A 22,899-nucleotide genomic window follows, 5' to 3' on the forward strand; every position below is an offset into this window, starting at 1 on the left:
TCTTTAAAAGCAGTCACTTAGCAGGAGCGTAGACTTAGCAATCGGGAGGTTGACCGCTTACTAAAAACTTCTGGTTATCAGTATGCTTAGCTTTTGATGTGGCTATATTTAACGACAGGCCGCTACCGTCCCTGTGCCACTACTCCACACCGCCGGTTACCTATTCCTCTGTCACCTTTTAACCAATCCTCTATATGAATGCACGTCTCTTTTTTCGCGCTGGATGGGCTCTTGCTCTGAGCCTGATGCTGATTACACGTAGCTACGGGCAGCAACCTGCTCCGCAACGGCAATACTCGGAAGTGATGTATCACAAGATTAAGCCAGGGCATACCCTGGAGGAGGCCCTGGCCATTGAAAAGGAATGGAAGAAAATTCACCAGGTGCAGCTCGACAACGGACATATCTCCGGCTGGTTTGTAATATCCAAATACCTGAGTTCAAATCCTGACCGACAGGCGTACGATTACGTTACCATCAAAAACTTTACGGATTTTGCTGTTTTTGGGAACAGCTACCCGGAGAGTCATCTGGAGAAAACCTTCGGAAGTACCACCAAAGACAAATGGGCCGATCTGCTCAAACGGACCGGCGAGGTGCAGGAGGGTATTAAAGTTGAAATCTGGGAAGGCGTCGACGCGGTCTGGAACGAGAAACAACTCTCCCCCGATAAATCGCCGATCTGGGTAATTGACCTGATGCGGGTGAAAGACGGCAAAGACGCTGAGTATGTGGCGATGGAAAAAGACATGAAAAAGCTGCACCAGGAGCGCATAAAGATGAATAACATTACCGGCTGGAATCTGGCCGCCCTGAAGTATCCGGGGGGCAGCGAAAACGGCTATAATTACGCGACGGTAAACTATTTTGGGAATGCGAAGGAAATGGGTGATACCCGCTACGGCGAAGCGTTCCAGAAAGTAATGGCTGGTCAGGATGTCAATAAGCTCGTCAGCCGGATTTACCAGACCCGTGACCTGGTGCGCCAGGAGATTTACATTCTGCGGGAATTTGCGGTGAAGCAGCCCGCTTTAGCGGCCAAATAGGGCTTGTACGAAGGGATACGCTCGGGAAGATTAGATTGATCCGGGCGTATTCTTTTCCGTTCTACACGCCTGAATCCGTACCAACCCACCAGCCTGCCAATGTCCTCTCCCAAAAACTTCCTCCTGATTACCGTTGCCCTCAGCCTCAGTATATTGGCGACTGAGCCACCGGTCAGGCATGGCTGGATTACCCGCGAACGTCTGTTGCGGGCCGATGCCGAACCAGGCAACTGGTTCTTCTCCGGCCGGGATTTCCGGGAGCAGCACTACTCACCCCTGGCGCAGATCAACGACAAAAACATACAAACGCTGGGCTTTGCCTGGCAGTACGATGCCGGCGTGCGCCGGGGCCGGGTGCAGCGGGGGCTCGAGGCCACCCCCACGGTCGTAGACGGCATCATGTACGCAGCCGGTGCCTGGGGTGTGGTGTATGCGCTGGATGCCCGCACCGGCAATGAACGCTGGCGGTACGATCCGGTGGTCGATGGTTCGTACGGTCGCCGGGCCTGCTGCGATGTGGTCAACCGGGGTTTGCAGGTCTGGGAAGGGCGCGTTTACGTAGCCACGCTGGACGGGTACCTGGTGGCGCTGGATGCCCGCACCGGCCGCGAACTCTGGAAAGCCGATACCTTCACCGACCGCAAACGCTCGTACACCATCACCAGCGCTCCGCATATTGCGGGCGACAAAATCGTCATCGGTAATTCGGGTGGGGAGTTTGGCGTTCGCGGCTACATCTCTGCCTACGACGCCCGCACGGGCAAATTTGCCTGGCGCTTCTTCACCGTGCCGGGTGACCCTGAAAAGGGCTACGAACACCCGGAGATGGAACTGGCCGCGAAAACCTGGGACCCGAACTCAGCCTGGGAAGCCGGTGGGGGCGGCACCGTCTGGGGCGCTATGGTTTACGATCCCGAACTAAACCTGCTGTACGTCGGCACCGGCAATTCGTCGCCGTACCCGATCTGGCACCGCAGCCCGAAAGGGGGCGACAACCTGTTTCTGACCTCGATTCTGGCCATCAATCCCGACAACGGCCGGATGAAGTGGTACTACCAGACTACCCCCGGCGAAATCTGGGATTATACGGCTACCCAGAACATGATCCTGGCGGAGCTGCCCATCGACGGCCGTACCCGCAAAGTGCTGATGCAGGCCCCGAAAAACGGCTTCTTCTACGTACTCGATCGCGAAACCGGGCAGTTTATCTCGGCAGAAAAATTTGTGCAGGTAACCTGGGCCAGCCATGTCGATAAGGCAACCGGCCGACCGGTGCTGACGGGGCAGGGCAATTACAAAGACGAACCCAAACTGGTATTTCCGGGTATGGCCGGCGGGCATAACTGGCAACCCATGTCGTATAGCCCGAAAACCCGGCTGGTGTATATTCCCGCCATCGACTTTCCGTTTCTTTATTTCAATCAGCCCACGTTCACGTATAAACCAGGAGATTTTAACATGGGTGCCGATGCCGCTACCCCGCCGTTTAGAGCGGAACACCAGCCTTACCTGAAAGGGCAGCCACCCGCTGATGTCAGGGAGCAACTAAAAGCCTGGGACCCCGTACGGCAGCAGGTGGTCTGGAGCGTACCAAATCCGGGCCTCTGGAACGGGGGTATCCTGTCGACGGCGGGCAATCTGGTCTTTCAGGGAACCAGCGCCGGAAAACTCATGGTGTACCGGGCCGATAACGGCGAAAAACTGCATGAGATTCCGACCGGCACCGGCATTATGGCGGCTCCCATGACCTATACGGTCGGTAAAAAACAATATGTTGCCGTTATGGCCGGCCTGGGCGGAGCCTGGCAATCGAATGTAAAAGCCGGTACCATCGCTGCCGAATACCAGAACCTGGGGCGCATCCTGGTGTTTGAACTGGGGGGTAAACCTGTACCGTTTCCGCCGAAGCAGCCTCCGCTCGCGGCCATTCCGGAGCCGCCCCCTTTTACCGCTTCCGCCGAGGACATCAAAAAGGGTAAAGACCTGTATTACACCCATTGTGTCCATTGCCATAACGAAGTTGTGCGGGATAATACCACCGGCTACCCCAATCTGGTGTACCTGACGCCCGAAACGCACCGGCTCTTTAAACAAATTGTGCTGCACGGCCTGCTGAAAGACGGCGGTATGGCCGGCTTTTCGGACTTGCTCAGCGATGGCGATGCCGACGCCATTCAGTCGTATATTGCTTCCCGGCAGCGGGAAGAGCGGCAGAAAATGCTTTCCGATAAAAAACGATGAACAAGATTGGCTACATACTACTTTTTGGGCTCTGGTCAATACCGATTTTCGCCCAAAATGGCACCGATATTTATCTGCTGGATTTGTCTGCTTCGGGTGGGCGACTGGTGCTGAGTAATCCCAGAAATATAACGAAAAAGGCAGGCTACGACAATCAGCCGTTTTTTCACCCGGCAGAACCGGTGCTGTATTACACCTCCATGATGGCAGATAATCAAACTGATATCTGGTCGTATAACCTCCGGACCAGCATTCAGACGCAACTGACCAACACCCCCGACTCGGAGTATTCACCGACGGTGTTGCCGGACCGGCGCTACCTCTCCTGCATTGTCCAGCGGAAAGGTTCCGGCGATCAGGACCTGGTCAAATACCGCATTGGCAACACCGCCGATACGAAACTGATTCTGGCATCGCAGAAGACCGGAAAGATTGGCTACCAGGCCTGGCTGAATACCGACGAGGCTGTAGTTTTTGTGCTTGGCGAACCCGCGTCGCTGCATTACCTGAATTTTAAAACCAAACGTGATACCCTGATTGCTACCCAGATCGGGCGTTCGCTGCACCGGATTCCCCAGCAAAACGCGTTGAGCTTCGTTCAGCAGGTGGATGGTAAATGGATGATTCGGGCGTTTGACCCGGCCAGTAAGCGACTTGCCGACCTTGCCGAAAGTGCGCCCGACTCTGACCATTATAATGCCTGGACATCCGACGGGCTGCTGCTGGAAAGCTGGGGCAACGGCATCGTCTGGTTCGACCCGAAATCGAAACAATGGCAACCGGTGCTTTTGCCCGAAAACCTGCCCCGGAAGAAAATCACCCGGATGGCTGTTCAGGGTAACCGGATTGCTATTGTGCTGGATGAATAGCGGAGCTTTTTAGGTGGCATTCGATCATCCTGAAACATACCTTTGCCTACTTTAACCTCCATTCACTATGAAAGCAAAATTACTTTTACTGCTCTTGGTGCTGGCCCTTTCCACGGCGCAGGCACAACAAAAACCCCCTATTAGCTGGCGGGAGGTGGCCTCCTGGAAATTAATGGCTCCCGGCGTTACGCAACTCTCACCCGATGGCCAGTGGTTTGCCTACGTGCTGGCTCCCAACGAAGGCGATGCTGAGCTGATCGTGCAGAAAACCACCGACACCACCCGCTATACGTATTCAATCGGCTCCGTAACGGCACCGCAGGTAAGCTTTTCAGACGATAGCCGGTGGATTGCCTTTAAAGTGTTCCCGAAAGACAAAGAAAAGAAAGCCGCTGCGAAACCTGGCGGTAAGCCGCTGCCCGACAACGTGTATCTGGTGGACCTGACTACCAACAAGAAAATCGAGTTCAACCGGGCTAAGTCGTTTGCGTTCAACGGCGAAAAAGCCTCGCACCTGGCCGTTTTACTGGCCCCGGCCGCTGCGGCTCCAGTTAGCGCCACCGGCAGCGACGCCGTTCGCGGAACAGACCTGTTGTTGCACGATCTGAGTACCAATAAAACCCAGAACATCGGCAACGTGGCCGATATGGCGTTCGACAAAAAAGGAAACTGGCTGGCCATGACCATCGACGCCAATGACCGGGTCGGCAACGGTATTCAGCTCCGAAACATGGCGACGGGCGTAATCCTGACCATGGACAGCGACAAGGCCCGGTACCAGTCGCTGAACTGGACCGAGAAGAGCGACGGACTGGCCTTGCTGAAGGGCGTAAAGGACGACAAGTACAAAAACGAACGCTACAGTGTACTCGGCATTAAAAACCTGAGCGGCCTGCCCGAACTGATTACCTACGATCCGAAAGCCGATAGTACCACGTTTCCGAAGCAGTTGACTATCAGCCCCAACCGGACACCCTACTGGTCGGAGGACCTGAGCCGGCTGTTTTTCGGAATTCATAAACTGGAGCCTGCGCAGAAAAAAGAGGCAAAACCGGCCGCTAAAGTGGAGGGCAGCAAGGCTACGACCGTTGAGTCGTGGGTTAAGCTGAAAGGCGATACGACAATCAAGTCGCTGGATGACCTGCAAAAAGCCCTGGCCAAACTGAAGCCGGACACCACCAAAGCTGTTGCCGATAAGAAAGACGATGCCGACAAACCGGAGGTGACGGTATGGCACTGGCAGGACAAGCGCCTGCAATCGAGGCAGCAGGTACAGGAAACGCAGGACAAGAACTTCAGCTTTCTGGCGCTGTACGACGTAGCCGCTACCAAATTTAGCCGCCTGGCCGATAGCACTGTTCGCCTGGTAAATGTCGCTCCCAAACAGCTATTTGCCCTGGGCGAAGACGACTCCAGCTACGAACTGGAAGCCAACCTGACAGGTCAAAACTACAAAGACATCTATCTGTATGATCTGAAAACCGGGAAGCGGGATAAACTCTTCACTAAATTCTACTTTCCAGCGTTTGGCAATTCGTCGCTCCAGCCTTCGCCCGATGGCCGAAAATTTCTGTATTGGGAAGGGATCAATTTTCATGTGTACGATATGGTGACCCGCTCGGTCAGGAACATCACCCGGGGAGTTCCAACCAGCTTTGTCAATACCGAAGATGATCATAACCAGACAACCCCTCCGCGTGTGGTCATCGGCTGGTCGAGCGACAGCAAGTACGTGCTGCTCAGCGACGGCTGGGACATCTGGCAGGTGCCCGCTGAGGCCGCAGACGCCAGGGGGAAAGCCCAGACCGCCGTTAACCTAACCCTGAACGGCAAGCGGGACAAAATACGCTACCAGTACCGGTTTGAGTTAGATCCCGACGAAAAAGGCATTGACCTGAACCAGCCGGTTTATGTTCGCCTATACGGTGAGCGAACCAAGAAGAGCGGCATAGCCCGGCTTGATAAAGGCAAACTAACCCCGCTGTCTTGGGCCGATGCCTCGATCGGCGGTCTGATGAAAGCGAAGAAAACCGCTACCTACGCCTTTAGCCGCGAGACCTTTACCCAGCCCCGTGAGATTTTTGTGAGTACTAATGCAGGGCTGACTGGTGAGAAGCAGGTGACTAAAAGCGCTCCTCAACTGGAAAAGTATGCCTGGTCGTCGGGTGTGCGGCTGATTGATTACGTGAGCGACAAAGGCGACACGTTGCAGGGCGCGTTGTTTTTGCCGGCCGGGTATGAGCCGGGTAAGAAGTACCCAGCCATTGTGTATTACTACGAAAAGCTGTCGCAAACGCTGCATTCGTTCGTGAACCCTGGCTACTCGGGTACGGGCTGGAACCCCGCCGTGTACACCTCGCATGGGTACGCCGTGTTTATTCCCGATATTGTGTATAAGCTCAATGATCCCGGTATGTCGGCGGTCTGGTGCGTACTGCCAGGGGTAAAAGCGGCCTTGAAAACGGGTGTTATCGACGAAACCAAAATGGGCATCCACGGCCATTCGTGGGGCGGTTACCAGACCAGTTTTCTGATCACGCAAACCAATCAATTCAAAGCGGCTGCGGCCGGTGCCCCACTTACCGATCTGGTATCCATGTACAACATCATTTACTGGAATACAGGGGGCAGTAACGGGGCCATTTTCGAAGGGTCGCAGGGCCGTTTGGTTGCTCCCTGGGAGAATTGGGAGGCTTATTACCGGAATTCGCCCATGCAGCATGTAAAGAACGTGCAGACGCCTTTGCTGATGCTGCATAACGACAAAGACGGAGCCGTTGATTTTACCCAGGGTGTTGAATTTTACAATGCCCTGCGTCGTCAGCAAAAGCCGGTGGTCATGATCCAGTACAAGGGCGAAAACCACGGCCTGGCCAAACTCCCGAACCGCAAAGATTACTCCCAGCGCATGATGGAGTTCTTCGACCATCATCTGAAAGGGAAACCGGCACCCGACTGGCTCCAGAAAGGGGTGCAGAAACTGGAATTGGAGGAGCACATCAATAAGCAAATCGCCACATTGTCTGACAACTGATTCCCTCCGCATCAGTCCCCTCTGCCTGCGTTACTACCGCTTCGGGCCGCTGGAATGGCTCTGGCGTAGACTGGCGTATGGGTAGCGGCAGCCTATGCGCCGGCCTTATTAATTCATCTCATAGATGTGTCTGACGAAGAGACATTTACCTTAAATTGCTTCAAAGTCCCAGATCTATGAAAAACAAGCTTCTCATCCTGCTGCTTTGCCTGTTCTTCGCCAGGGGTTTTAGCCAACAGCCTAATCCCCTGGCGAAGACCTACACCTATCTGATCTACCACAAACTCGCACCGGGGTATACCATTCAGGACGCTATTCCCATTGAACGGGAGTGGAAGGTGCTGAATCAGGCGGCTGTTGATGAAGGCAATCTGATTGGCTGGCACATGATGGTGAAGCAAATGAGCTCCAACCCAAATCCGGCGGAGTATGACTACATCACCGTTATGGTCTCCTCCGAAATGGCCCTGAAGGGGGCATCACCGGCCGCCCGGGCTAAAATCTACGGCGATAGTGTGCAAGCCCGGCTGGCCGACCTCCAGAAGCGCGACCGGGCAACGGCTCCGGTGGTGAAAATGGAAATCTGGGAAACGGTAGATGCCGTGTTCGTCCCAGGCTTTACGCCAGAAAAATCACCAATTGTGGTGCTGGACCTGATACGGCTCCGCGACCCGGCGGCCGATTGGGCAAGCCTGGTCAGCCCGACGAAGCGGCTGGCGGCTGATCGGGTGAAAAGCAGCCAACTGGGCGGATGGAGCCTGTCGGCCCTGAAGGTGCCCAACGGCAGCGAAAAGGGGTATAGTCTGGCGGTCATCCACTGCGCGGCTACCATGAACGCGGCCCTCAGTCCGGATCTGGCCGGGAGCACCATGCCCGCACCGGAAGCCGCCAAACTCCGGACGCAGCAGCTCCGTACCTTCGACGTAGTGCGGCAGGAGGTCTTCCGCCTGACCGAATACACGATCTACAAAAGGCCTGTGGAGCAGGCCGGAAGGTGACCGTAAAAGGTTGATTGCTTTTGATGTAGAGAAACGGTAGCTTTAAGAAGCGAGTTTCTCACATCCTAACCCTGCCCTGTATGCCTGTTCCATCCACCCAGACGCCTTCTTTGCGGGCCGGCTGGTATGCCGTCGCTATTTTGCAGATAGCCTATATCTCGTCATTCATCGACCGGCAGATCCTGAGCCTGCTCGTGGGGCCAATGAAGCGCGATATGTTCCTGACCGATACGCAGGTTAGCCTGCTGATGGGCCTGAGCTTTGCGCTATTCTATACGTTTCTGGGTATCCCGTTCGGGCGCCTGGCCGACCGCACCAACCGCCGGAACCTCATCATCTGGGGCATTTCGCTCTGGAGCCTGATGACGGCCCTGTGCGGCATTGTCGGCAACTACACCCAGTTCTTTCTGGCCCGGATGGGTGTGGGAGTAGGAGAGGCCACACTCTCACCGGCCGCGTACTCGATGCTGGCCGATTATTTTCCGAAGGATAAACTGGCCACCGCCATCAGCATCTATTCGGCGGGGGTATTTATTGGCTCCGGCTTTGCCATGCTTATCGGAGCGGTCCTGGTGGGAGCCCTGAGCAATGCACCGGCGATTACTTTGCCGGTAGTGGGAACGGTATTTGCCTGGCAGCAGATCTTCTTTTACGTAGGATTGCCGGGGCTGCTGATTGCCGTGTTGTTGCTGACGGTAAAGGAACCCGCCCGGCAGGGTTTGCTGACGCCGACCGGTGAAGCCGTGGCGACACCCACCGTGCGGGAGGTGCTGCGATTGATTGGCCGGCAACGGGCTGCCTTTTTCTCGGTTACCCTGGGCATCACGTTTGTGTCACTGGTGTCGTATGGCATGGCTGCGTGGGTGCCTACGTTTTTTGTCCGGACGTTCAACTGGCCGATGGCCCAGGCCGGGCTGGTGTTTGGGATCATCATAACCGTATTTGCTACGTCGGGCATCATCCTGGGCGGTCGCCTGGCCGACCGCTTCGTCCGCAGAGGTTATACCGATGGTCGGCTCCGCGTGGGCCTGATCGCGGGCGGAGGAACGCTGCTGCTTTCGTTCCATCCCCTGCTCAACAATACTGTGGTTGTTGTAGCGGTATTGGCTGCTTCCTCTTTTTTCAATGCCTTTGCGCTGGGTGCTTCGGCCACGGCCATTCAGGAGTTGATGCCCAACCGGGCGCGGTCGCTGGCCTCGGCCATTTTCCTGTTCGTGCTGAACCTGATCGCTATGGGCTTTGGGCCTACTTCGGTTGCCTTACTGACGGACTATGTTTTTCAGCATGAACGGGCCGTCCGGTACTCGCTTTCCATCGTCATTGCCGCCGGAAGCCTGCTGGCGTTGATCTGCTACGGCTTTGGGTTAGCGCCGTACCGGCGGGCATTACGCGTGTCGGAGGAGCGCAACATCGTGTCCGGCGTGGCGTCGTAACATTAGGTCTGTGGATCCTGACCTAAATGTGTTGGTTCATCAGGAGGCCAAATGCTGGGCGGCACGAGCTTTTGCCAAGCCAATCAGAAGATCACACATAAGATATTTATCAAGTTCTTCTGCCTCATCTGATAACAAGAAACCATGATAATTGACGATAACAGCTGGGTCGATGCAGCTTTAATAGCCCCTACGCCAGCCCTTGCCGGTCAAATAGCTGCTCCAGGTCAGTCTGGTTCCGGTCGGTAACAAAGGGCTTCACCAGTCGCCAGAGCTGGGGGTGAATGGTGCGGCCGGCGGCCTTGCGCTCGCGGGCGTAGTCGATGATGATCTGGGCTAAACGCTCGTTGGCTCGTTTATCAAAACCGATGATCTGCGTTACGTCTTTCTCGGTAAAGAAAGCTTTCATCACCAGCTGATTCCAGGCGAGTTCGTCGAGATAATCGGCGGGGTAGGGGTTGCGCAGCATAATGGCTTCCTGCACATCGCCGATGTTGTTGCGCACGCCTTCCGATGCCTGAAAGCGCCAGGCTTCCGGAAACGCCAGTACCGGCAAGGCTGAGTACAAGGCAACCAGTTCGTTCAGTTCGGCAGCTTTAAACAGTTCGGTGATCGTTTTCACGTACGCCGGTTCGTCTTCGGCCGGGAGTTGCAGCAGCCACCATACCCGCGCCAGCCGGTCCAGCGTCCAATTTTGTACCTGGAAACCAGGCAGGAGCTGATTTAGCTCATCGATAATATCAGCCGGAACCGTTACGGGTGCCTTTCCGGTAAAGCGGGGCAGCGAGGTAAAGATGCGGTAGAAGAAAGCCGTTTGCGGATTCTGCCGGAATGCCTGCGCCTGCTGCTCGAGCCAGGCAGCCGCTTTTTCGGCGTTCGGTTGTTGGTCAATCAGACGAAACAGGGTGTCGCGGAGGGTTAGGGTATCCATGCCGCAAATCTAATCGGACTTCGCTTTCGGGTGGGCCTGATCGTAGGTTTTTTTCAACTGCTCAATGCTGTTGTGCGTATAAACCTGCGTAGCGGCCAGGCTGGTATGCCCCAGCAGGTCTTTAATGGCGTTGAGGTCGGCTCCCCGGTTGAGCAGGTGGGTAGCAAAGGTATGCCGCAGCACGTGTGGGCTCTTTTTCTCCAGGGTGGTAACCAGCGTCAGGTATTTCTTAACGATGCGCTGAATCAGCACCGGATAGGCGGCAATACCCTGATCACTCACGAGCAGGGCGGTGGCATCGGCTTTGCCCTCAAAAAATGTTTCCTTGTGCCGTAGGTAATCCTGCACCAGTTTAAACAGCGTTTGGCTCAGCGGAATAAGGCGGTGTTTGTTGCGCTTGCCCAGCACCACAATGGTTTTCTCGTACAGGTTTACGTCGGTGGTTTTCAGCCCAACGAGTTCGCCCAGCCGGATGCCGGTGCCGTAGAGGAGTTCGAGTACCAGTTTGTCGCGCAGGCCCACAAAATCGTCCGGAAAGTCGATGTCGTCCAGCAGCGTAGCCATCGGTTTTTCCTCCACAAACGTGGGAAGTTTACGGTTCGCCTTCAGCGCCTGAATTTTCAGCATGGGGTTGGCCTCAATAGCTTTATGGCGTAGCATAAACTCAAAGAAGGTGCGCAGGGTAGCAATCTTGCGGTTGACGGAGGTTTTATTCATGCCTTCTTCCACCAGGCTCACCACCCAGGAGCGAATCATCTGGTAGTCGGCCTGCTCGGGTTTGTCCAGCTCATACTGCACGCGCAGATACTCCTGAAACTGCTCCAGGTCGTTCTTATACGCCATAAACGTATGGTGGCTCAGGCGTTTTTCGTAGCGTATGTAGTCGAGGAAGTTCACGGAACCAGGATTAAGAACCAGGATTTTTACAGGATTATAAAGATTAAACAGGATTGTGGATAAGTCAACCGCTACTATCTGTTTTTATCCTGAAAATCCTTTTAATCCCCTAAAAATCCGGGTTCAAGACATAAAAAAAGCAGCAGACATTGCTGTCTGCTGCCGCTCATGCTTCTGTTACCGGTAATCAGCGTATGGCCGGCTGCGCGCTTGCCGACGGATAGGCGATTACTGCTCAGTGTGCTTGCCGTACATCTTCTCTTTGTAAACCGCACGGATGATCTCATGCCGGCGCTTTACCGACGGCTTTTCGAAAGCCGTCCGAGAACGAAGTTCGCGCAAAACGCCAGTCTTCTCGAATTTCTTCTTGAAGCGCTTCAGGGCTTTGTCAATCGACTCGTTTTCTTTTACATTAACAATAATCATATCCGGATAGTAATTGAATTTTTACACAAAACGGGTAGCAAAGATACGTCATACAAACGAAAGAATCAAGCCTCGGCGCGGTTTGTGCCCAAACTTGGTTTATACTTGCAGCACACTTTATCCAGAAGAATCAACCGTGAAGCAAGCTGTCATTGACCTCGGTACCAATACCTTTCACCTGATGATCGTCGGCAGGCAACCCGACGGTACCTACCAGACCCTTTTCCGCGAGAGCCGGCCTGCCAAAATCGGGCAGGCTGGTATTAATCAGGGTTTTATTGCCGACGATGCCATTAGCCGGGCGCTGGCGGCACTTACCTATTTCCGGACCGTACTGGATACCTATGAGATTCTGCCGGAGCAGGTAACGGCCATCGGCACGAGTGCTATCCGGGTGGCCGGCAACCAGACCGACTTTATCGGCACGGTAAAGGCAAAAACCGGTTTTGAAATCCAGGTCATATCGGGCGAGCAGGAGGCCGAGTATATTTATTATGGTGTTCGGGCGTCGGGGGCGCTGGACGATGAAACGGCGTTGATTATGGACATTGGCGGGGGCAGTGTCGAGTTTATCATCGGCAACCGGGACCGTATTTTCTGGAAACAAAGCTTTGAAATCGGCGGTCAGCGGCTGCGGGAGCGGTTTATGACCACCGACCCCATCAGTTCCACGGCCATTCGCCGGTTGCACAACTATTTTCAGGAGCAGTTGCTGCCGCTGGCCAATGCCGTACACCAGTACAGCCCCACGGTGCTGGTCGGTTCGTCGGGCACGTTCGATACCCTGGTGGATATGCAGCATATGCACGAGCGGAATGACTGGCCGGACTCCCGGCAGTCGGCGTTTGAGCTGCCGTTAGCGGAGTTTTACCGTTCCTACCAACAGCTGATTACCCGCAACCACAACGAGCGGATGCAACTGCCCGGAATGATCGAACTGCGGGTCGATATGATTGTGGTCGCCGTCTGCCTGATCGATTACGTGCTGAAAGCGTTTGGTATCCGGCAGATCAGGGTCTCTACCTATGCCTTGAAAGAAGGCCTTCTGGCTGTTCACCAGCCGTTATAACAGCGTTGTCCGAATAACCACTTGTGCATACCCGGCAAGTTGGCTACCTTGGTTGACCTTTTCTTATACCCGTTTTCCGGTTTTCGTCTTATGTCTACACGCCGAAACTTCATGCAATCGCTGGCCGGCCTGGCCGGGGCGGCTTACCTGCCCCATTCACCCGTATGGGCCGATGCATTAGCGGCCGCTCCCCTGTACATTGCCTGCAACGCCTACACCTGGCATACCTTTTACCAGCGTGCCGGCAAAGACTGGTATGCGAATCTGGATGCCTCCCTCGCCGACTTTGCCCGGTCGGGTATAAAAGGCTACGAGCCGTCGGTCAATGCGGCCGATGATATTAAAACGCTGGTTCCTCTGCTAAAAAAATACGGGCTGGAGATGCGCTCGCTGTACGTGAACAGCACCCTGCATAAAACAGACGAAGCCGATAAGACTATCCAGACCGTCACGGCCATCGCCGATGCCGCCCAACTGGTAGGGGTAAAGATTATTGTTACCAACCCAAGCCCGCTCCGCTGGGGCGCACCGGCCGATAAGTCAGATGCCGATCTGGCAATTCAGGCCCAGAACCTGAACCGCCTGGGTGCCGAACTCCGGAAGCGGGGTATAACGCTGGCCTACCACACTCACGATATGGAGATGCGGAACTCGGCCCGTGAGTTTCACCACATGCTGCTCGGCACCGATCCGGCCAACGTGTCGCTCTGCCTGGATGTACACTGGATTTACCGGGGGGCGGGCAATTCGCAGGTGGCCCTGTTCGATATTGTGAAGCTATACGGCAAGCGAATCACCGAACTGCACCTGCGGCAGTCGAAAGCGGGTGTCTGGACCGAAACCTTCGGCGAAGGCGATATTGACTATCCACGGCTCGTAAAAGAACTACAGGCAATAGGGGTACGCCCCATGCTGGTGCTGGAGCAGTGCCTCGAAAAACAGTCGCCAGACACAATGGATGTGGTAACGGCTCATCAGCAGGATCTGAAATATGCCTCGGCCCTGTTTAGCAGCTTCGGCAGGTAATCAGCTACCTGTCAGGTTCTAACTGGCCGGCAGATATACCGTAAACGTTGTTCCGTGCCCCGGTTCACTTGCAACAGTAATGGTTCCTCCGTGATTTTCGGCTACTTTTTTGCAAATAGCCAGGCCAATACCGGTACCAGGATACTCGCTACGGGTGTGCAGTCGCTGGAACATCTGAAAAATGCGCTCCCTGTATTTTTCGTCGAAGCCGATGCCGTTATCCGTCACGTCAATGGCTACCCACTGGTTGTTATTAATCGATTGTTGAACAGGCAATTGATCGGGAGGCACCGGATAGCTCTTTATCTGTACCAGAGGAGTCTGGCCTGGCCGCGTAAATTTTATCGCGTTGGACAACAGATTTTGAAACAACTGACGCAGTTGCATCGCATTGCCGGAAATTGTTGGCAGGGACTCTACCTGAACAATCGCCTGTTTTTCCCGGATGATCGTCTCCAGATCGTTCAGCACATCGGTCACAACCTGGTTGAGTGTTACGGCTTCAAGAGGTTGATCGCCCCGGTTCAACCGGGAATAGGTCAGTAGCTCCCGTACCAGGACCTGCATCCGGCCGGCAGCCGACTGCATCCGCTGAATCAGGTTAGCCCCATCGGGGGGCAGATGTTCCGCAAACTGGGTTTGCAGCATCTCGCCAAAGGCCTGAATCTTCCGTAGCGGTTCCTGCAGATCATGCGACGCCATAAAGGCAAAGCTTTCCAGTTCCTTATTGGCCCGCTCCAGTTCGGTGTTGGTATGGCTTAATTCAACGGCGAGCGACCGAAACCGTTCTTCGCTTTCTTTAAGGGCCTGCTCGGCTTGCCGGCGCTCCGTCAGGTCACGGGTAACTTTGGTGAAACCGACCAGCTTGTTTTCCGAATTAAAAACGGCCGTAATCAGCACGTTCGCCCAGAACAACGAGCCGTTTTTTCGGACCCGCCAGCCTTCTTCTTCGTACTTGCCGGTGCTTATGGCGATCTCAAGCTCCCACTTGGGCTTACTTATCGCCAGATCCTCCGGGGTGTAAAAGACCGAAAAGTGTTTGCCCAGGATCTCATCGGCCCGATAGCCCTTTAATCGCCCGGCTCCCTCGTTCCAACTGGCGATATGCCCCTGGGGGTCCAGCATAAAAATAGCGTAGTCTTTGACGACCTCCACCATTAGCCTATACCGTTCTTCGCTTTCTTTCAGGGCTTGTTCGGTTGCTTTTCGCTGAGTGAGATCACGAACAATTTTCGAAAAGCCCAGCAACTCCTTTTCGTCGGTATAGATCGGCGTAACCACCACGTTCGCCCAGAAAAAACTGCCATCTTTGCGGCTGCGCCACCCTTCTTCGCCGTAGTTGCCGATAGTCCGGGCAAGCTGTAATTCGTGTAACAGCTTGCCGCCGGCCAGATCCTCAGGCGAGTAAAAAAGGGAAATTGGCCGGCCTATTACTTCGCTGGAGGGGTATCCATATATCGCTTCGACACCCGTGTTGGCGAAGGTAATAATGCCGGCTGCATCCAGCATAAAGATAGCGTATTCCTGAAGGCTCTGGACCAACAGGGAAAACGGGGTACTGTTCATTACAATGTGTGAAGACACGGGCTAACTCCTTTCGGCAATTATTCGGCTAAGTTATAGTACTTCCTAAATAATCAGCTTTCCAGCAAGCGTTTCTTAGCGTAGACTCAATTCTGCCCCGCACTGCCGACTGTTTCAGGTGTTTTCGGGGGTTGGTTAACGATACATATTATACGCATCAGGAAGGGGACAGCAGCAGTACCCGTCCGGGACGTGAGAAAAAAAGTCATCAGGCGGGTAAAAGTCAGTATTCCTCGTATTTTTACGGTATTCCTGATTCCTAAATACAGAACCCTTACCCGTACATTGATGAAATCTGAAACCAGTGCGAAGTCGTCGTATAGCAATTTGGTCTATACGGCGCTGATTCTTGCCGTAGTCATTCTGGCGCTTACCTTTCCCCAGCCGTTTATCGAAATTGGCGGCTTTCAGCTTAAAGGTCTGATTGTTCCGTTGCTCCAGATTATTATGCTGGGCATGGGTACCACTATGTCGGTGAAAGATTTTGAGGGTGTAGTAAAGCAGCCCCGCGCCGTAATTATTGGGCTCATCTGTCAGTTTACCATCATGCCGTTTGTGGGGTATCTGCTGGCGGAGAGTTTCGGTTTTCCGCCCGAAATTGCGGCCGGTGTGGTGCTGATCGGCTGCTCGCCCAGCGGCTTAGCCTCCAACGTGATGAGCTATATTGCGAAGGCAAACGTGGCCTTATCCATCACCATTACCTCAATGGCTACCATGCTGGCCCCGGTAATGACGCCCCTGCTGATGAAGCTGCTGGCCGGGGAGTTTATTGCCGTGAGCTTCTGGGCCATGATGCTGGACATTATGAAAATTGTGATTCTGCCGGTTGTGGTCGGCCTGATCCTTAATCGGATCTTCCACAAATCGGCCGTGGTGCTCAACCGGGTGATGCCGCTACTCTCGATGGGCGGTATTGTGCTCATCGTTGGCATTATTACGGCCGCCGGTCGCGAGAGCCTGCTGACGGTAGGCTGGACCCTGGCCCTATGCGTGCTGCTCCACAACCTGACCGGTTTCCTGCTGGGTTACTCCAGCGCCCGGCTGCTGCGGCTCGACGAGCAGAGTAGCCGGACGGTGGCTATTGAGGTGGGGCTGCAAAATGGCGGACTAGCCTCCGGTTTGGCGCTGCAAATGGGTAAAGTGGCTACTGTAGGACTGGCACCGGCCCTGTTTGGTCCGATCATGAACATGACCGGCTCGCTGCTGGCTACCTTCTGGAGCCAGCGCCCGCCCAAAGAAGTAGCCGAACCCACGCCGACACCGGCCGCCAGGGTGTAAAAAAGCAAAAGCCCCGACTCCAATGGCCGGGGCTTTTGCTTCCTAATGGTGATTGCTTCACCGGATGGTTATCTTCTCCAGTTTTTGCAGGAATGCCGGGTCTGCTTCGGCACCGATACCGGGGCTATCAGGTAGTTCAACGTGGTAGCCGTTGTACCGCGCACCGCCGGTCACAGGATCTTCGGCATGTTCAAAAGGCGCATCCAGGTCGAAGAAGCTGATGTTGGTCCGGGCGGAGGCAACATGCGCATTGGCCGTAATCGCCAGCCGCGACTCCGACATGCAGCCGATCATGCATGCCATACCGGCGGCCTCGGCAATGGCGTTTATCTTCAGGGCTTCGTAAATTCCTCCGCTCTTGGCGAGTTTGATGTTGAAATAATCTACGGCTTCTTCCCGCACCAGCCGGATAGCATCGCGTGAATCGAACAAAGACTCGTCGGCCATAAGCGGAACCGGTGAGTGCTGCCGCACCCGTTTCAGGCCCGTAATATCCCAGTGTTTGATGGGTTGTTCGCAGTATTCGACGTTCAGGCTGCCGATGGCCTGCAGCACAGCCGTAGCCGTAACGGTATCCCAGCCCTGGTTGGCATCGGTGCGGATGGGTATCTCGTCGCCAATAGCCTGCCGGATGGCTTCTACCCGCCGGATGTCGTCCCGACGGTTGGTACCCAGCTTAACCTTCACGGCTTCTCCGCCTTTTTCTTTAATACGTAGGGCATCCTCCACCATGCGCTCAACCGGGTTGATGTAAATGGTTTCGTCGGTCACCAGCGTACGCTTTGCCCCACCGAGGTAATGGTACAGCGGCATATTGGCGGCTTTGGCGGCCAGGTCATACAGCGCCATGTCGAAAGCGCTGCGGGTAGTCGGGTGGCCGGGCAGGTATCGAATCAGCGCTTCCAGGCCTCCTTCAATATCCAGCGGATTACGGCCAAGTAACAGCCGGGCCATATCCTGCGCAGCCGCCAGCCCCGATGCCTGCGTTTCGCCTACAATCATCCAGAACGGCGAGCCTTCGCCCCAGCCGACCAGCCCCTGATCGGTATGTACCTGAATCAACAGATTCCGGGCGTGTTCGATGGTGCCCAGCGAGATGGTAATCGGGGCTTTCAGCGGTATATCGTAGCGGTACAGGTCGATGTGGGTGATGCGCATGTTTTAATAGCCTTACTGCGGAAACTGACTCTTATCCAGACCCGGAATGATGCGCAGCGCGTTTTTGTAGTACACTTTTTTCAGGACTTCGTCCGGCAGGGCCATGCCGTACATGCGCCAGAACGCATGGTATTTTTTGTGATAGGGAAAGTATTCGTCATCGGTTTCCAGTACCCGGAAGTAAGTGGCATACTCCGAAGGCACCCAGCTATCCTTGCCGAACAGGATCCGGTCCTGGTATTTTTCAAAGAACCGGCGGCCGGCACGGGGCTGACGGCCCAGTTCGGCAATGACGGCTCCGATTTCAATCACCATGTTTGGGAAGGCCTGCATCAGGCTGTCCAGTTTGGCCAGGTCGTTGGGGTACCAGCCCATGTGGGCGTTGATAAATGTGGTTTTCGGGTGCTTCCGGAAAACGTTATGCTGCTCGGCCAGCAGGCTTGTCCAGTCAACGGGATTGTTGTCGGACCGCTTGCGGCCGGGGTTTAGTTTCAGCTCCAGCCAGCGTTCGTTGTAGCGGTCCATCGGGTCCCAGAATGATTTGGGGTCGGCGGTGTGGATGAGGACCGGAACGCCCAGTTGCCCACACTTAGCCCAGATGGGGTCCAGACGCGGGTCATCGACGCGAACGCGCTTGCCGTCTACATCTTTTACGTTAAAGCCCAGACTTTTGTAGATCTTCAGTCCTTTCGCGCCTTTCTTTACGTCTTCTTCCAGGGTTTTAACCGCCCGTTCCGTCCAGCCGGTTTCGCCTATTCGGGAGAAGTCGATATTGGTGAACAGCACCAGCCGCCTGGGATTGGTCTTGCTGATGTTCGATAAGGCACCGTCGAAGAAGGCGGTGCTTTCGGCCATGTTGTTGGTAAAACCGCGTCCGCTCAGGTTGACCATAATGCCCATATTGAGGCTGTCCATCTGGCCCAGTAGTTTGTTGAGGTCGCCCCGGTCCATCTGGTACTGGTGATTATGCACATCAATGAACGGGTACTTGGCACGGGTCAGTTTGTGCTCCGGTACTTTCAGGGTCGAGACCGGGTCGTATTCTTCAAAGCCCAGCGGGGCATCCGGCTGTTTGGCCTGCGGCTGGGCCAGGGCCATGACGGTAATGCAGGATAAAAGCGCAGTGGTAAGCGGAGAAAGAAAACGCATAGTCCAGGGTTAAATTTAGAGTCAGTTCGGCAGGTGTTCTGCAACCAGCAAGTTACGAAATTATGTTTTATAGATAAGCGCCACACAGTGAGCGGCTATGCCTTCTTTGCGCCCCACAAAGCCCATATGCTCCGAGGTAGTCGCTTTAATGGAAATATCCTCCTCCGGAATTTGCATCACGTCCGAAAGGCAGGTTTTCATCGCCGGAATATGGGGATTCAGCTTCGGCTCCTGGAGCACCACCGTCACATCTACGTTGGAGACCTGATAATCAGCCGCCCGAATCATTTTCATCACCTCCGCCAGTAGCAGTTTGCTGTCGACGCCTTTCCAGCGCGGGTCTTTGTCGGAGAAGTGGTAGCCGATGTTACGCATGTTGGCGGCTCCCAGCAGGGCATCGCAGAGAACGTGGCAAACGATGTCGGCATCGGAGTGGCCAAGGGGGCCGTGGGTATGCGGTATTTTTATGCCGCCGAGCCAGAAGTCCCGGCCTTCGGCGAGTTGATGGACATCATATCCCTGTCCTACGCGTATTTTCACTGAATCTTAGTCGATTTTAGTTAAGCAAAGTTATTCTGGCGAAGGTAGGCTTCTGCTTGAAGCAGGAATTCAGTTGCTAAGTCAAGCGCCCGGTCTGCATCATCATTGGTAGCTATTTCATCAGCTTCATAATCACTATCCTGCCGCATTTCAAAAAGCTCTACCAGGGCTTTGCCATCGCTTGCGTGGAAGAGGCCGCTCTTAACAAAGTGCAGACCGAATAGATTATGGGCACCCGAATGAAATTTCGTATGAATCCCCTTTGTCGCTAACAAAGCACGGACGGCGTCAGAGTAGGCATAATAGGCGCGGGTGCAAGTTCCTGCTGGCTTGTCATTATCCCGTAAAATACGGGCTTCATCCAGACATTCATAAGCTTTTCGCATAAACGAAATGACTGTAGGATTCATATAGTTTTGCCTTGAGCGCGAATGTTCTGGTACAGCATTAAGTCGGAGGATGTAAACTTAGCGACGGAGGTTAGCCTTATAGACACCCAAACGCCATATTTTTCCCACATAGCCCAAACTATATCGCCATACTTTCGGAATTCACCGGATGGCCTTACGCTATCGACTCGTAACACCGCCAGCACATCTACATCCGACTCATCGTGAAAATCGCTACGGGCATACGAGCCGTACAGGATAACCTTGTCCAGGCGCTCACCGTAGAGGTCAGTCAGCGCCTGTTTCAGTTCCTGGGTCAGCGAGCGGAGCTGTTCCGGAGTTAGTGCCTGTAGCTCGGTCATAATGGGTCAGTGGCCGTTGTTTTCGGCGCGGTAGTACATCGTCGAGGAGTTGGCTTTTTGCAGCACCTGGCCGGCTATAGCCTGAATATCATCTACCGAAACGGCCTGAATCTTGTCAGCTTCTTCATTCACCAGATCGGCATTGCCGGCGTTGGCGGCAAAGGCCAGGTTCATGGCGCGGTTCAGCAGCTCTACTTCCGAAAACGCCAGGGTGGCTTCGGCCTGATTTTTAACCTTGCTCAGTTCATCCTCGCTGATCGGCTGCTGAATAAGCTCTTCCAGCAGGGATTCTACGGCTGCGTCGGCTTCTTCCAGCGTTACCCCCTGGTTGAGCGTACCCTGAATAATCAACAGACCCGGATCGAGCGAGGAGGTGATGTGCGAATTGATGTTGCTGAATACCGGCTCCTGCTTCAGCAGCCGCTGGTAAAGCCGCGATGATTTACCCCGGCCGAGCACATCGCTGAGCAGGTCGGCGGTGTAAAAGCCCTGGTCGAACCGGCCCGGCATGTGGTACACTTTATAAAGGGCGTTCAGCGGTACGTCGGCGCTCGTTTCCAGAAAGCGGGCTTCGGTCTGCGTTGGCTCCTGCGGCAGCTGGCGGACGTAAGGCGCACCGGCGGGTATCGGCTCAAACCATTTTTTGCACAGCTGCTTCACCTGCTCGACCGTCACATTGCCGGCCACAACCAGAATGGCGTTGTTGGGCAAATAGAATTTGTAAAAAAAGTCCCGCACGTAATCCAGCGTGGCCTCCTCGATATGCCGGATGTCTTTGCCGATGGTGGCCCACCGGTAGGGGTGAACCTGGTACGCCAGCGGCCGGAGCTTCAGCCAGACATCGCCGTAAGGCTGATTGAGGTAGCGCTGTTTGAACTCTTCAATCACTACTTTCTGCTGTACTTCCAGCACCTGCGGGTCAAACGACAGACTGAGCATCCGGTCCGATTCCAGCCAAAAGGCCGTTTCCAGATTGGCCGCCGGCAGGGTGATGTAGTAATTGGTGATGTCCGGGCTGGTGAAGGCGTTGTTTTCACCGCCCACTTTTTGCAGCGGCTCGTCGTAGGCCGGAATGTGTTTGGAGCCCCCGAACATCAGGTGCTCAAACAAGTGCGCAAACCCCGTACAAGTAGGGTCTTCGTCGCGGGAACCGACGTTATACAGTATATTTACGGCGGCTATGGGCGTGGTGGCGTCTTCGTGGACGTACACCTGCAAGCCGTTATCTAACACAAAGTGTTCGTAATGAATCATTCCGTTTTGATTTCCAATTGTTTTCGCATGGCAGCGATTGGCTAGCAAAAGTAACGAGCGGCCTGTAGACTATCAAACCACCTCTTTTTCCAACACGAAGGCACATGAAAAAATTCTGGCTCTGGATACTGCTGTGGGTGCCCGCCTGGGCGCAGGGGCAAATCCTGACGGATAAAGATGCCCAGCAGACCATTGTGTCGGCCCTGGACCATATTTACAACTACCAGTTCGATGAAGCCGAACCGCTCATCCGGCAACTGCGTGGTCGCTACCCGCAACACCCGGTAGCACCCATGCTGAAAGCAATTCAGTTGCAATGGCAGTACCTGCCGCTGAAAGAGAACCGTGCCGCTACCACGCAATACACGCAGTATCTGTCCCAAAGTCTGGAACTCGCCCAGAAGCTGCTGGATAAAGACAAAAAAGACCCCGAAGGTGTATTTTTTGCGTTAACGGCGCATGGCTATCTGGCCTTGAAACACCATTACGATGAGGAGTTCCTGAAGGGTGTCGGCGAAGCGAAAAAGGCCTATGGGTACCTGATCGACGGCTTTAAACTGATGGAGCGGAACGGCGAGTTTTATTTCACCACCGGGCTGTACAATTATTATGTAGAACGCTACCCGGAAGACCATCCGATTGTGAAACCATTTATGGTGTTTTTTCAGAACGGCAATATGCAGCAGGGCCTAAGGCAGATGGAGGCTTCGGTCAAACGCGGCCTGTTTACCCGAGCCGAAGCGTCGTATTACCTGACTATTATTTACCTGAAACACGAAAGCCAGCCTAACCGGGCCATCCAGTTTTCCAGATGGCTGATTGATAAATACCCGAATAACCCTATATACCGGATGCGGCATACCGAGGCTTTGCTGCTGGCCGGGCGCTACAACGAAGCCGAACCGCACATTGACCAGTTGAAAAAATTACCCTTGAAAATCCTGCCGATGGCGGTGAAAGTATTTGACGGACTGGTGCTGGAGAAAGACGCCCAAAACGACAAGGCGGCCGCCGAAAGCTATCAGGCCGCCATCAGAATGCCGTTTGATATTGCCAATACGAGAGAATACCTTGCCTTTGCTTATGCCGGGCTAGCCCGGATTGCCGCCCGCGCCGGTGACCGCAACCAGGCCAAAACGTACTACAAAAAAGCGACCGATATAGCCGAGTACAAAATGATTCACCAGGAAGCCAAAGCGTTTTCGAAAGGATAAG

Annotated in this window: 21 protein-coding genes; 11 read left to right on the plus strand and 10 right to left on the minus strand. The window is 54.6% G+C overall.

The features are described 5' to 3' along the window. Positions 1-194: 194 nt before the first annotated feature. The 7 genes from ABD931_RS07475 (at position 195) to ABD931_RS07500 (ending at position 9,621) form a co-directional block, all read left to right on the plus strand. On the plus strand, positions 195-1,046 hold the full coding sequence (locus tag ABD931_RS07475) for a hypothetical protein (RefSeq protein WP_345265538.1): 852 nt from the start codon (positions 195-197) through the stop codon (positions 1,044-1,046). 99 nt (positions 1,047-1,145) lie between these two features. Then, positions 1,146-3,287, plus strand: coding sequence for a PQQ-dependent dehydrogenase, methanol/ethanol family (locus ABD931_RS07480; RefSeq protein ID WP_345265539.1), 2,142 nt, complete (start codon positions 1,146-1,148; stop codon positions 3,285-3,287). Continuing rightward, positions 3,284-4,156 carry a TolB family protein gene (locus ABD931_RS07485; RefSeq protein ID WP_345265540.1) on the plus strand — a complete coding sequence of 291 codons (873 nt, stop codon included), beginning with the start codon at positions 3,284-3,286 and terminating at the stop codon, positions 4,154-4,156. Before ABD931_RS07480 ends, ABD931_RS07485 begins: the two co-directional genes overlap by 4 nt. A gap of 67 nt (positions 4,157-4,223) precedes the next feature. After that, entirely contained in the window at positions 4,224-7,190 is a 2,967-nt protein-coding gene (locus tag ABD931_RS07490) for a S9 family peptidase (RefSeq protein ID WP_345265541.1), read from the plus strand. Between the two features lie 10 nt (positions 7,191-7,200). After that, entirely contained in the window at positions 7,201-7,275 is a 75-nt protein-coding gene (locus tag ABD931_RS29245) for a DUF418 domain-containing protein (RefSeq protein ID WP_370469312.1), read from the plus strand. Between the two features lie 91 nt (positions 7,276-7,366). Next, the gene (locus ABD931_RS07495) at positions 7,367-8,188 is read left to right on the plus strand and encodes a hypothetical protein (protein ID WP_345265543.1); all 822 of its coding nucleotides are present in this window, start codon (positions 7,367-7,369) and stop codon (positions 8,186-8,188) included. A gap of 80 nt (positions 8,189-8,268) precedes the next feature. Then, positions 8,269-9,621, plus strand: a complete 1,353-nt coding sequence (locus tag ABD931_RS07500; protein WP_345265545.1) for a spinster family MFS transporter — start codon at positions 8,269-8,271, stop codon at positions 9,619-9,621. Positions 9,622-9,811: 190 nt separating this feature from the next. On the opposite strand, the gene ABD931_RS07505 is transcribed toward ABD931_RS07500, so the two are convergent. The 3 genes from ABD931_RS07505 to rpsU all read right to left on the minus strand — a co-directional run bounded on the left by ABD931_RS07505 (position 9,812) and on the right by rpsU (position 11,875). Further along, complete coding sequence (locus ABD931_RS07505; RefSeq protein WP_345265547.1) at positions 9,812-10,552, minus strand: EboA domain-containing protein; 741 nt, start codon at positions 10,550-10,552, stop codon at positions 9,812-9,814. A gap of 9 nt (positions 10,553-10,561) precedes the next feature. Further along, positions 10,562-11,449, minus strand: coding sequence for a tyrosine-type recombinase/integrase (locus ABD931_RS07510; protein ID WP_345265549.1), 888 nt, complete (start codon positions 11,447-11,449; stop codon positions 10,562-10,564). Positions 11,450-11,677: 228 nt separating this feature from the next. After that, positions 11,678-11,875 (minus strand): 30S ribosomal protein S21, encoded by a 198-nt coding sequence (gene rpsU / locus ABD931_RS07515; protein ID WP_345243012.1) that lies wholly within the window; start codon positions 11,873-11,875, stop codon positions 11,678-11,680. 136 nt (positions 11,876-12,011) lie between these two features. Here rpsU and ABD931_RS07520 point away from each other — a divergent pair, with 136 nt between their 5' ends. After that, on the plus strand, positions 12,012-12,944 hold the full coding sequence (locus ABD931_RS07520) for a Ppx/GppA phosphatase family protein (protein ID WP_345265551.1): 933 nt from the start codon (positions 12,012-12,014) through the stop codon (positions 12,942-12,944). Positions 12,945-13,034: 90 nt separating this feature from the next. After that, positions 13,035-13,970 carry a sugar phosphate isomerase/epimerase family protein gene (locus tag ABD931_RS07525; protein ID WP_345265553.1) on the plus strand — a complete coding sequence of 312 codons (936 nt, stop codon included), beginning with the start codon at positions 13,035-13,037 and terminating at the stop codon, positions 13,968-13,970. A gap of 18 nt (positions 13,971-13,988) precedes the next feature. Here the strand turns inward: ABD931_RS07525 and ABD931_RS07530 are convergent, their stop codons facing one another. Next, complete coding sequence (locus tag ABD931_RS07530; RefSeq protein WP_345265555.1) at positions 13,989-15,536, minus strand: sensor histidine kinase; 1,548 nt, start codon at positions 15,534-15,536, stop codon at positions 13,989-13,991. 306 nt (positions 15,537-15,842) lie between these two features. Between ABD931_RS07530 and ABD931_RS07535 the strand changes: the two genes are divergently transcribed. Next, complete coding sequence (locus ABD931_RS07535; RefSeq protein WP_345265557.1) at positions 15,843-16,832, plus strand: bile acid:sodium symporter family protein; 990 nt, start codon at positions 15,843-15,845, stop codon at positions 16,830-16,832. Positions 16,833-16,889: 57 nt separating this feature from the next. Here ABD931_RS07535 and ABD931_RS07540 read toward each other — a convergent pair whose 3' ends face one another. From ABD931_RS07540 to ABD931_RS07565, 6 genes are all read right to left on the minus strand, one after another. Beyond that, positions 16,890-17,990, minus strand: a complete 1,101-nt coding sequence (locus tag ABD931_RS07540) for a mandelate racemase/muconate lactonizing enzyme family protein (protein WP_345265559.1) — start codon at positions 17,988-17,990, stop codon at positions 16,890-16,892. A 12-nt stretch (positions 17,991-18,002) separates the two neighbouring features. Continuing rightward, entirely contained in the window at positions 18,003-19,088 is a 1,086-nt protein-coding gene (locus ABD931_RS07545; protein WP_345265982.1) for an amidohydrolase family protein, read from the minus strand. Between the two features lie 111 nt (positions 19,089-19,199). Further along, positions 19,200-19,679: a 2-C-methyl-D-erythritol 2,4-cyclodiphosphate synthase gene (gene ispF / locus ABD931_RS07550; protein ID WP_345265561.1), complete on the minus strand. Its 480-nt coding sequence runs from the start codon at positions 19,677-19,679 to the stop codon at positions 19,200-19,202. 20 nt (positions 19,680-19,699) lie between these two features. After that, positions 19,700-20,089, minus strand: a complete 390-nt coding sequence (locus ABD931_RS07555) for a HEPN domain-containing protein (RefSeq protein WP_345265563.1) — start codon at positions 20,087-20,089, stop codon at positions 19,700-19,702. Further along, positions 20,086-20,430 (minus strand): nucleotidyltransferase domain-containing protein, encoded by a 345-nt coding sequence (locus ABD931_RS07560; RefSeq protein ID WP_345265565.1) that lies wholly within the window; start codon positions 20,428-20,430, stop codon positions 20,086-20,088. The genes ABD931_RS07555 and ABD931_RS07560 overlap by 4 nt, the downstream gene beginning before the upstream one ends. A 6-nt stretch (positions 20,431-20,436) precedes the next feature. Continuing rightward, a complete protein-coding gene (locus ABD931_RS07565) occupies positions 20,437-21,684 on the minus strand; it encodes a M16 family metallopeptidase (RefSeq protein ID WP_345265567.1) in 1,248 nt (415 codons plus the stop codon). A gap of 104 nt (positions 21,685-21,788) precedes the next feature. Between ABD931_RS07565 and ABD931_RS07570 the strand changes: the two genes are divergently transcribed. Next, positions 21,789-22,898, plus strand: a complete 1,110-nt coding sequence (locus tag ABD931_RS07570) for a tetratricopeptide repeat protein (RefSeq protein WP_345265569.1) — start codon at positions 21,789-21,791, stop codon at positions 22,896-22,898. The last annotated feature ends 1 nt before the right edge of the window (position 22,899 follow it).

Source organism: Nibrella viscosa (genome assembly GCF_039541875.1).
GTDB classification, from domain to species: domain Bacteria; phylum Bacteroidota; class Bacteroidia; order Cytophagales; family Spirosomataceae; genus Nibrella; species Nibrella viscosa.

What these genes read in the sequence shown, in the direction of transcription:
- ABD931_RS07475 (WP_345265538.1), top strand. Translation starts at nt 195, where the DNA reads ATGAATGCACGTCTCTTTTTTCGCGCTGGATGGGCTCTTGCTCTGAGC.
- ABD931_RS07480 (WP_345265539.1), top strand. Translation starts at nt 1,146, where the DNA reads ATGTCCTCTCCCAAAAACTTCCTCCTGATTACCGTTGCCCTCAGCCTC.
- ABD931_RS07485 (WP_345265540.1), top strand. Translation starts at nt 3,284, where the DNA reads ATGAACAAGATTGGCTACATACTACTTTTTGGGCTCTGGTCAATACCG.
- ABD931_RS07490 (WP_345265541.1), top strand. Translation starts at nt 4,224, where the DNA reads ATGAAAGCAAAATTACTTTTACTGCTCTTGGTGCTGGCCCTTTCCACG.
- ABD931_RS07495 (WP_345265543.1), top strand. Translation starts at nt 7,367, where the DNA reads ATGAAAAACAAGCTTCTCATCCTGCTGCTTTGCCTGTTCTTCGCCAGG.
- ABD931_RS07500 (WP_345265545.1), top strand. Translation starts at nt 8,269, where the DNA reads ATGCCTGTTCCATCCACCCAGACGCCTTCTTTGCGGGCCGGCTGGTAT.
- ABD931_RS07505 (WP_345265547.1), bottom strand. Translation starts at nt 10,552, where the DNA reads ATGGATACCCTAACCCTCCGCGACACCCTGTTTCGTCTGATTGACCAA.
- rpsU (WP_345243012.1), bottom strand. Translation starts at nt 11,875, where the DNA reads ATGATTATTGTTAATGTAAAAGAAAACGAGTCGATTGACAAAGCCCTG.
- ABD931_RS07525 (WP_345265553.1), top strand. Translation starts at nt 13,035, where the DNA reads ATGTCTACACGCCGAAACTTCATGCAATCGCTGGCCGGCCTGGCCGGG.
- ABD931_RS07530 (WP_345265555.1), bottom strand. Translation starts at nt 15,536, where the DNA reads ATGAACAGTACCCCGTTTTCCCTGTTGGTCCAGAGCCTTCAGGAATAC.
- ABD931_RS07535 (WP_345265557.1), top strand. Translation starts at nt 15,843, where the DNA reads ATGAAATCTGAAACCAGTGCGAAGTCGTCGTATAGCAATTTGGTCTAT.
- ABD931_RS07540 (WP_345265559.1), bottom strand. Translation starts at nt 17,990, where the DNA reads ATGCGCATCACCCACATCGACCTGTACCGCTACGATATACCGCTGAAA.
- ABD931_RS07545 (WP_345265982.1), bottom strand. Translation starts at nt 19,088, where the DNA reads ATGGCCCTGGCCCAGCCGCAGGCCAAACAGCCGGATGCCCCGCTGGGC.
- ABD931_RS07555 (WP_345265563.1), bottom strand. Translation starts at nt 20,089, where the DNA reads ATGAATCCTACAGTCATTTCGTTTATGCGAAAAGCTTATGAATGTCTG.
- ABD931_RS07560 (WP_345265565.1), bottom strand. Translation starts at nt 20,430, where the DNA reads ATGACCGAGCTACAGGCACTAACTCCGGAACAGCTCCGCTCGCTGACC.
- ABD931_RS07565 (WP_345265567.1), bottom strand. Translation starts at nt 21,684, where the DNA reads ATGATTCATTACGAACACTTTGTGTTAGATAACGGCTTGCAGGTGTAC.
- ABD931_RS07570 (WP_345265569.1), top strand. Translation starts at nt 21,789, where the DNA reads ATGAAAAAATTCTGGCTCTGGATACTGCTGTGGGTGCCCGCCTGGGCG.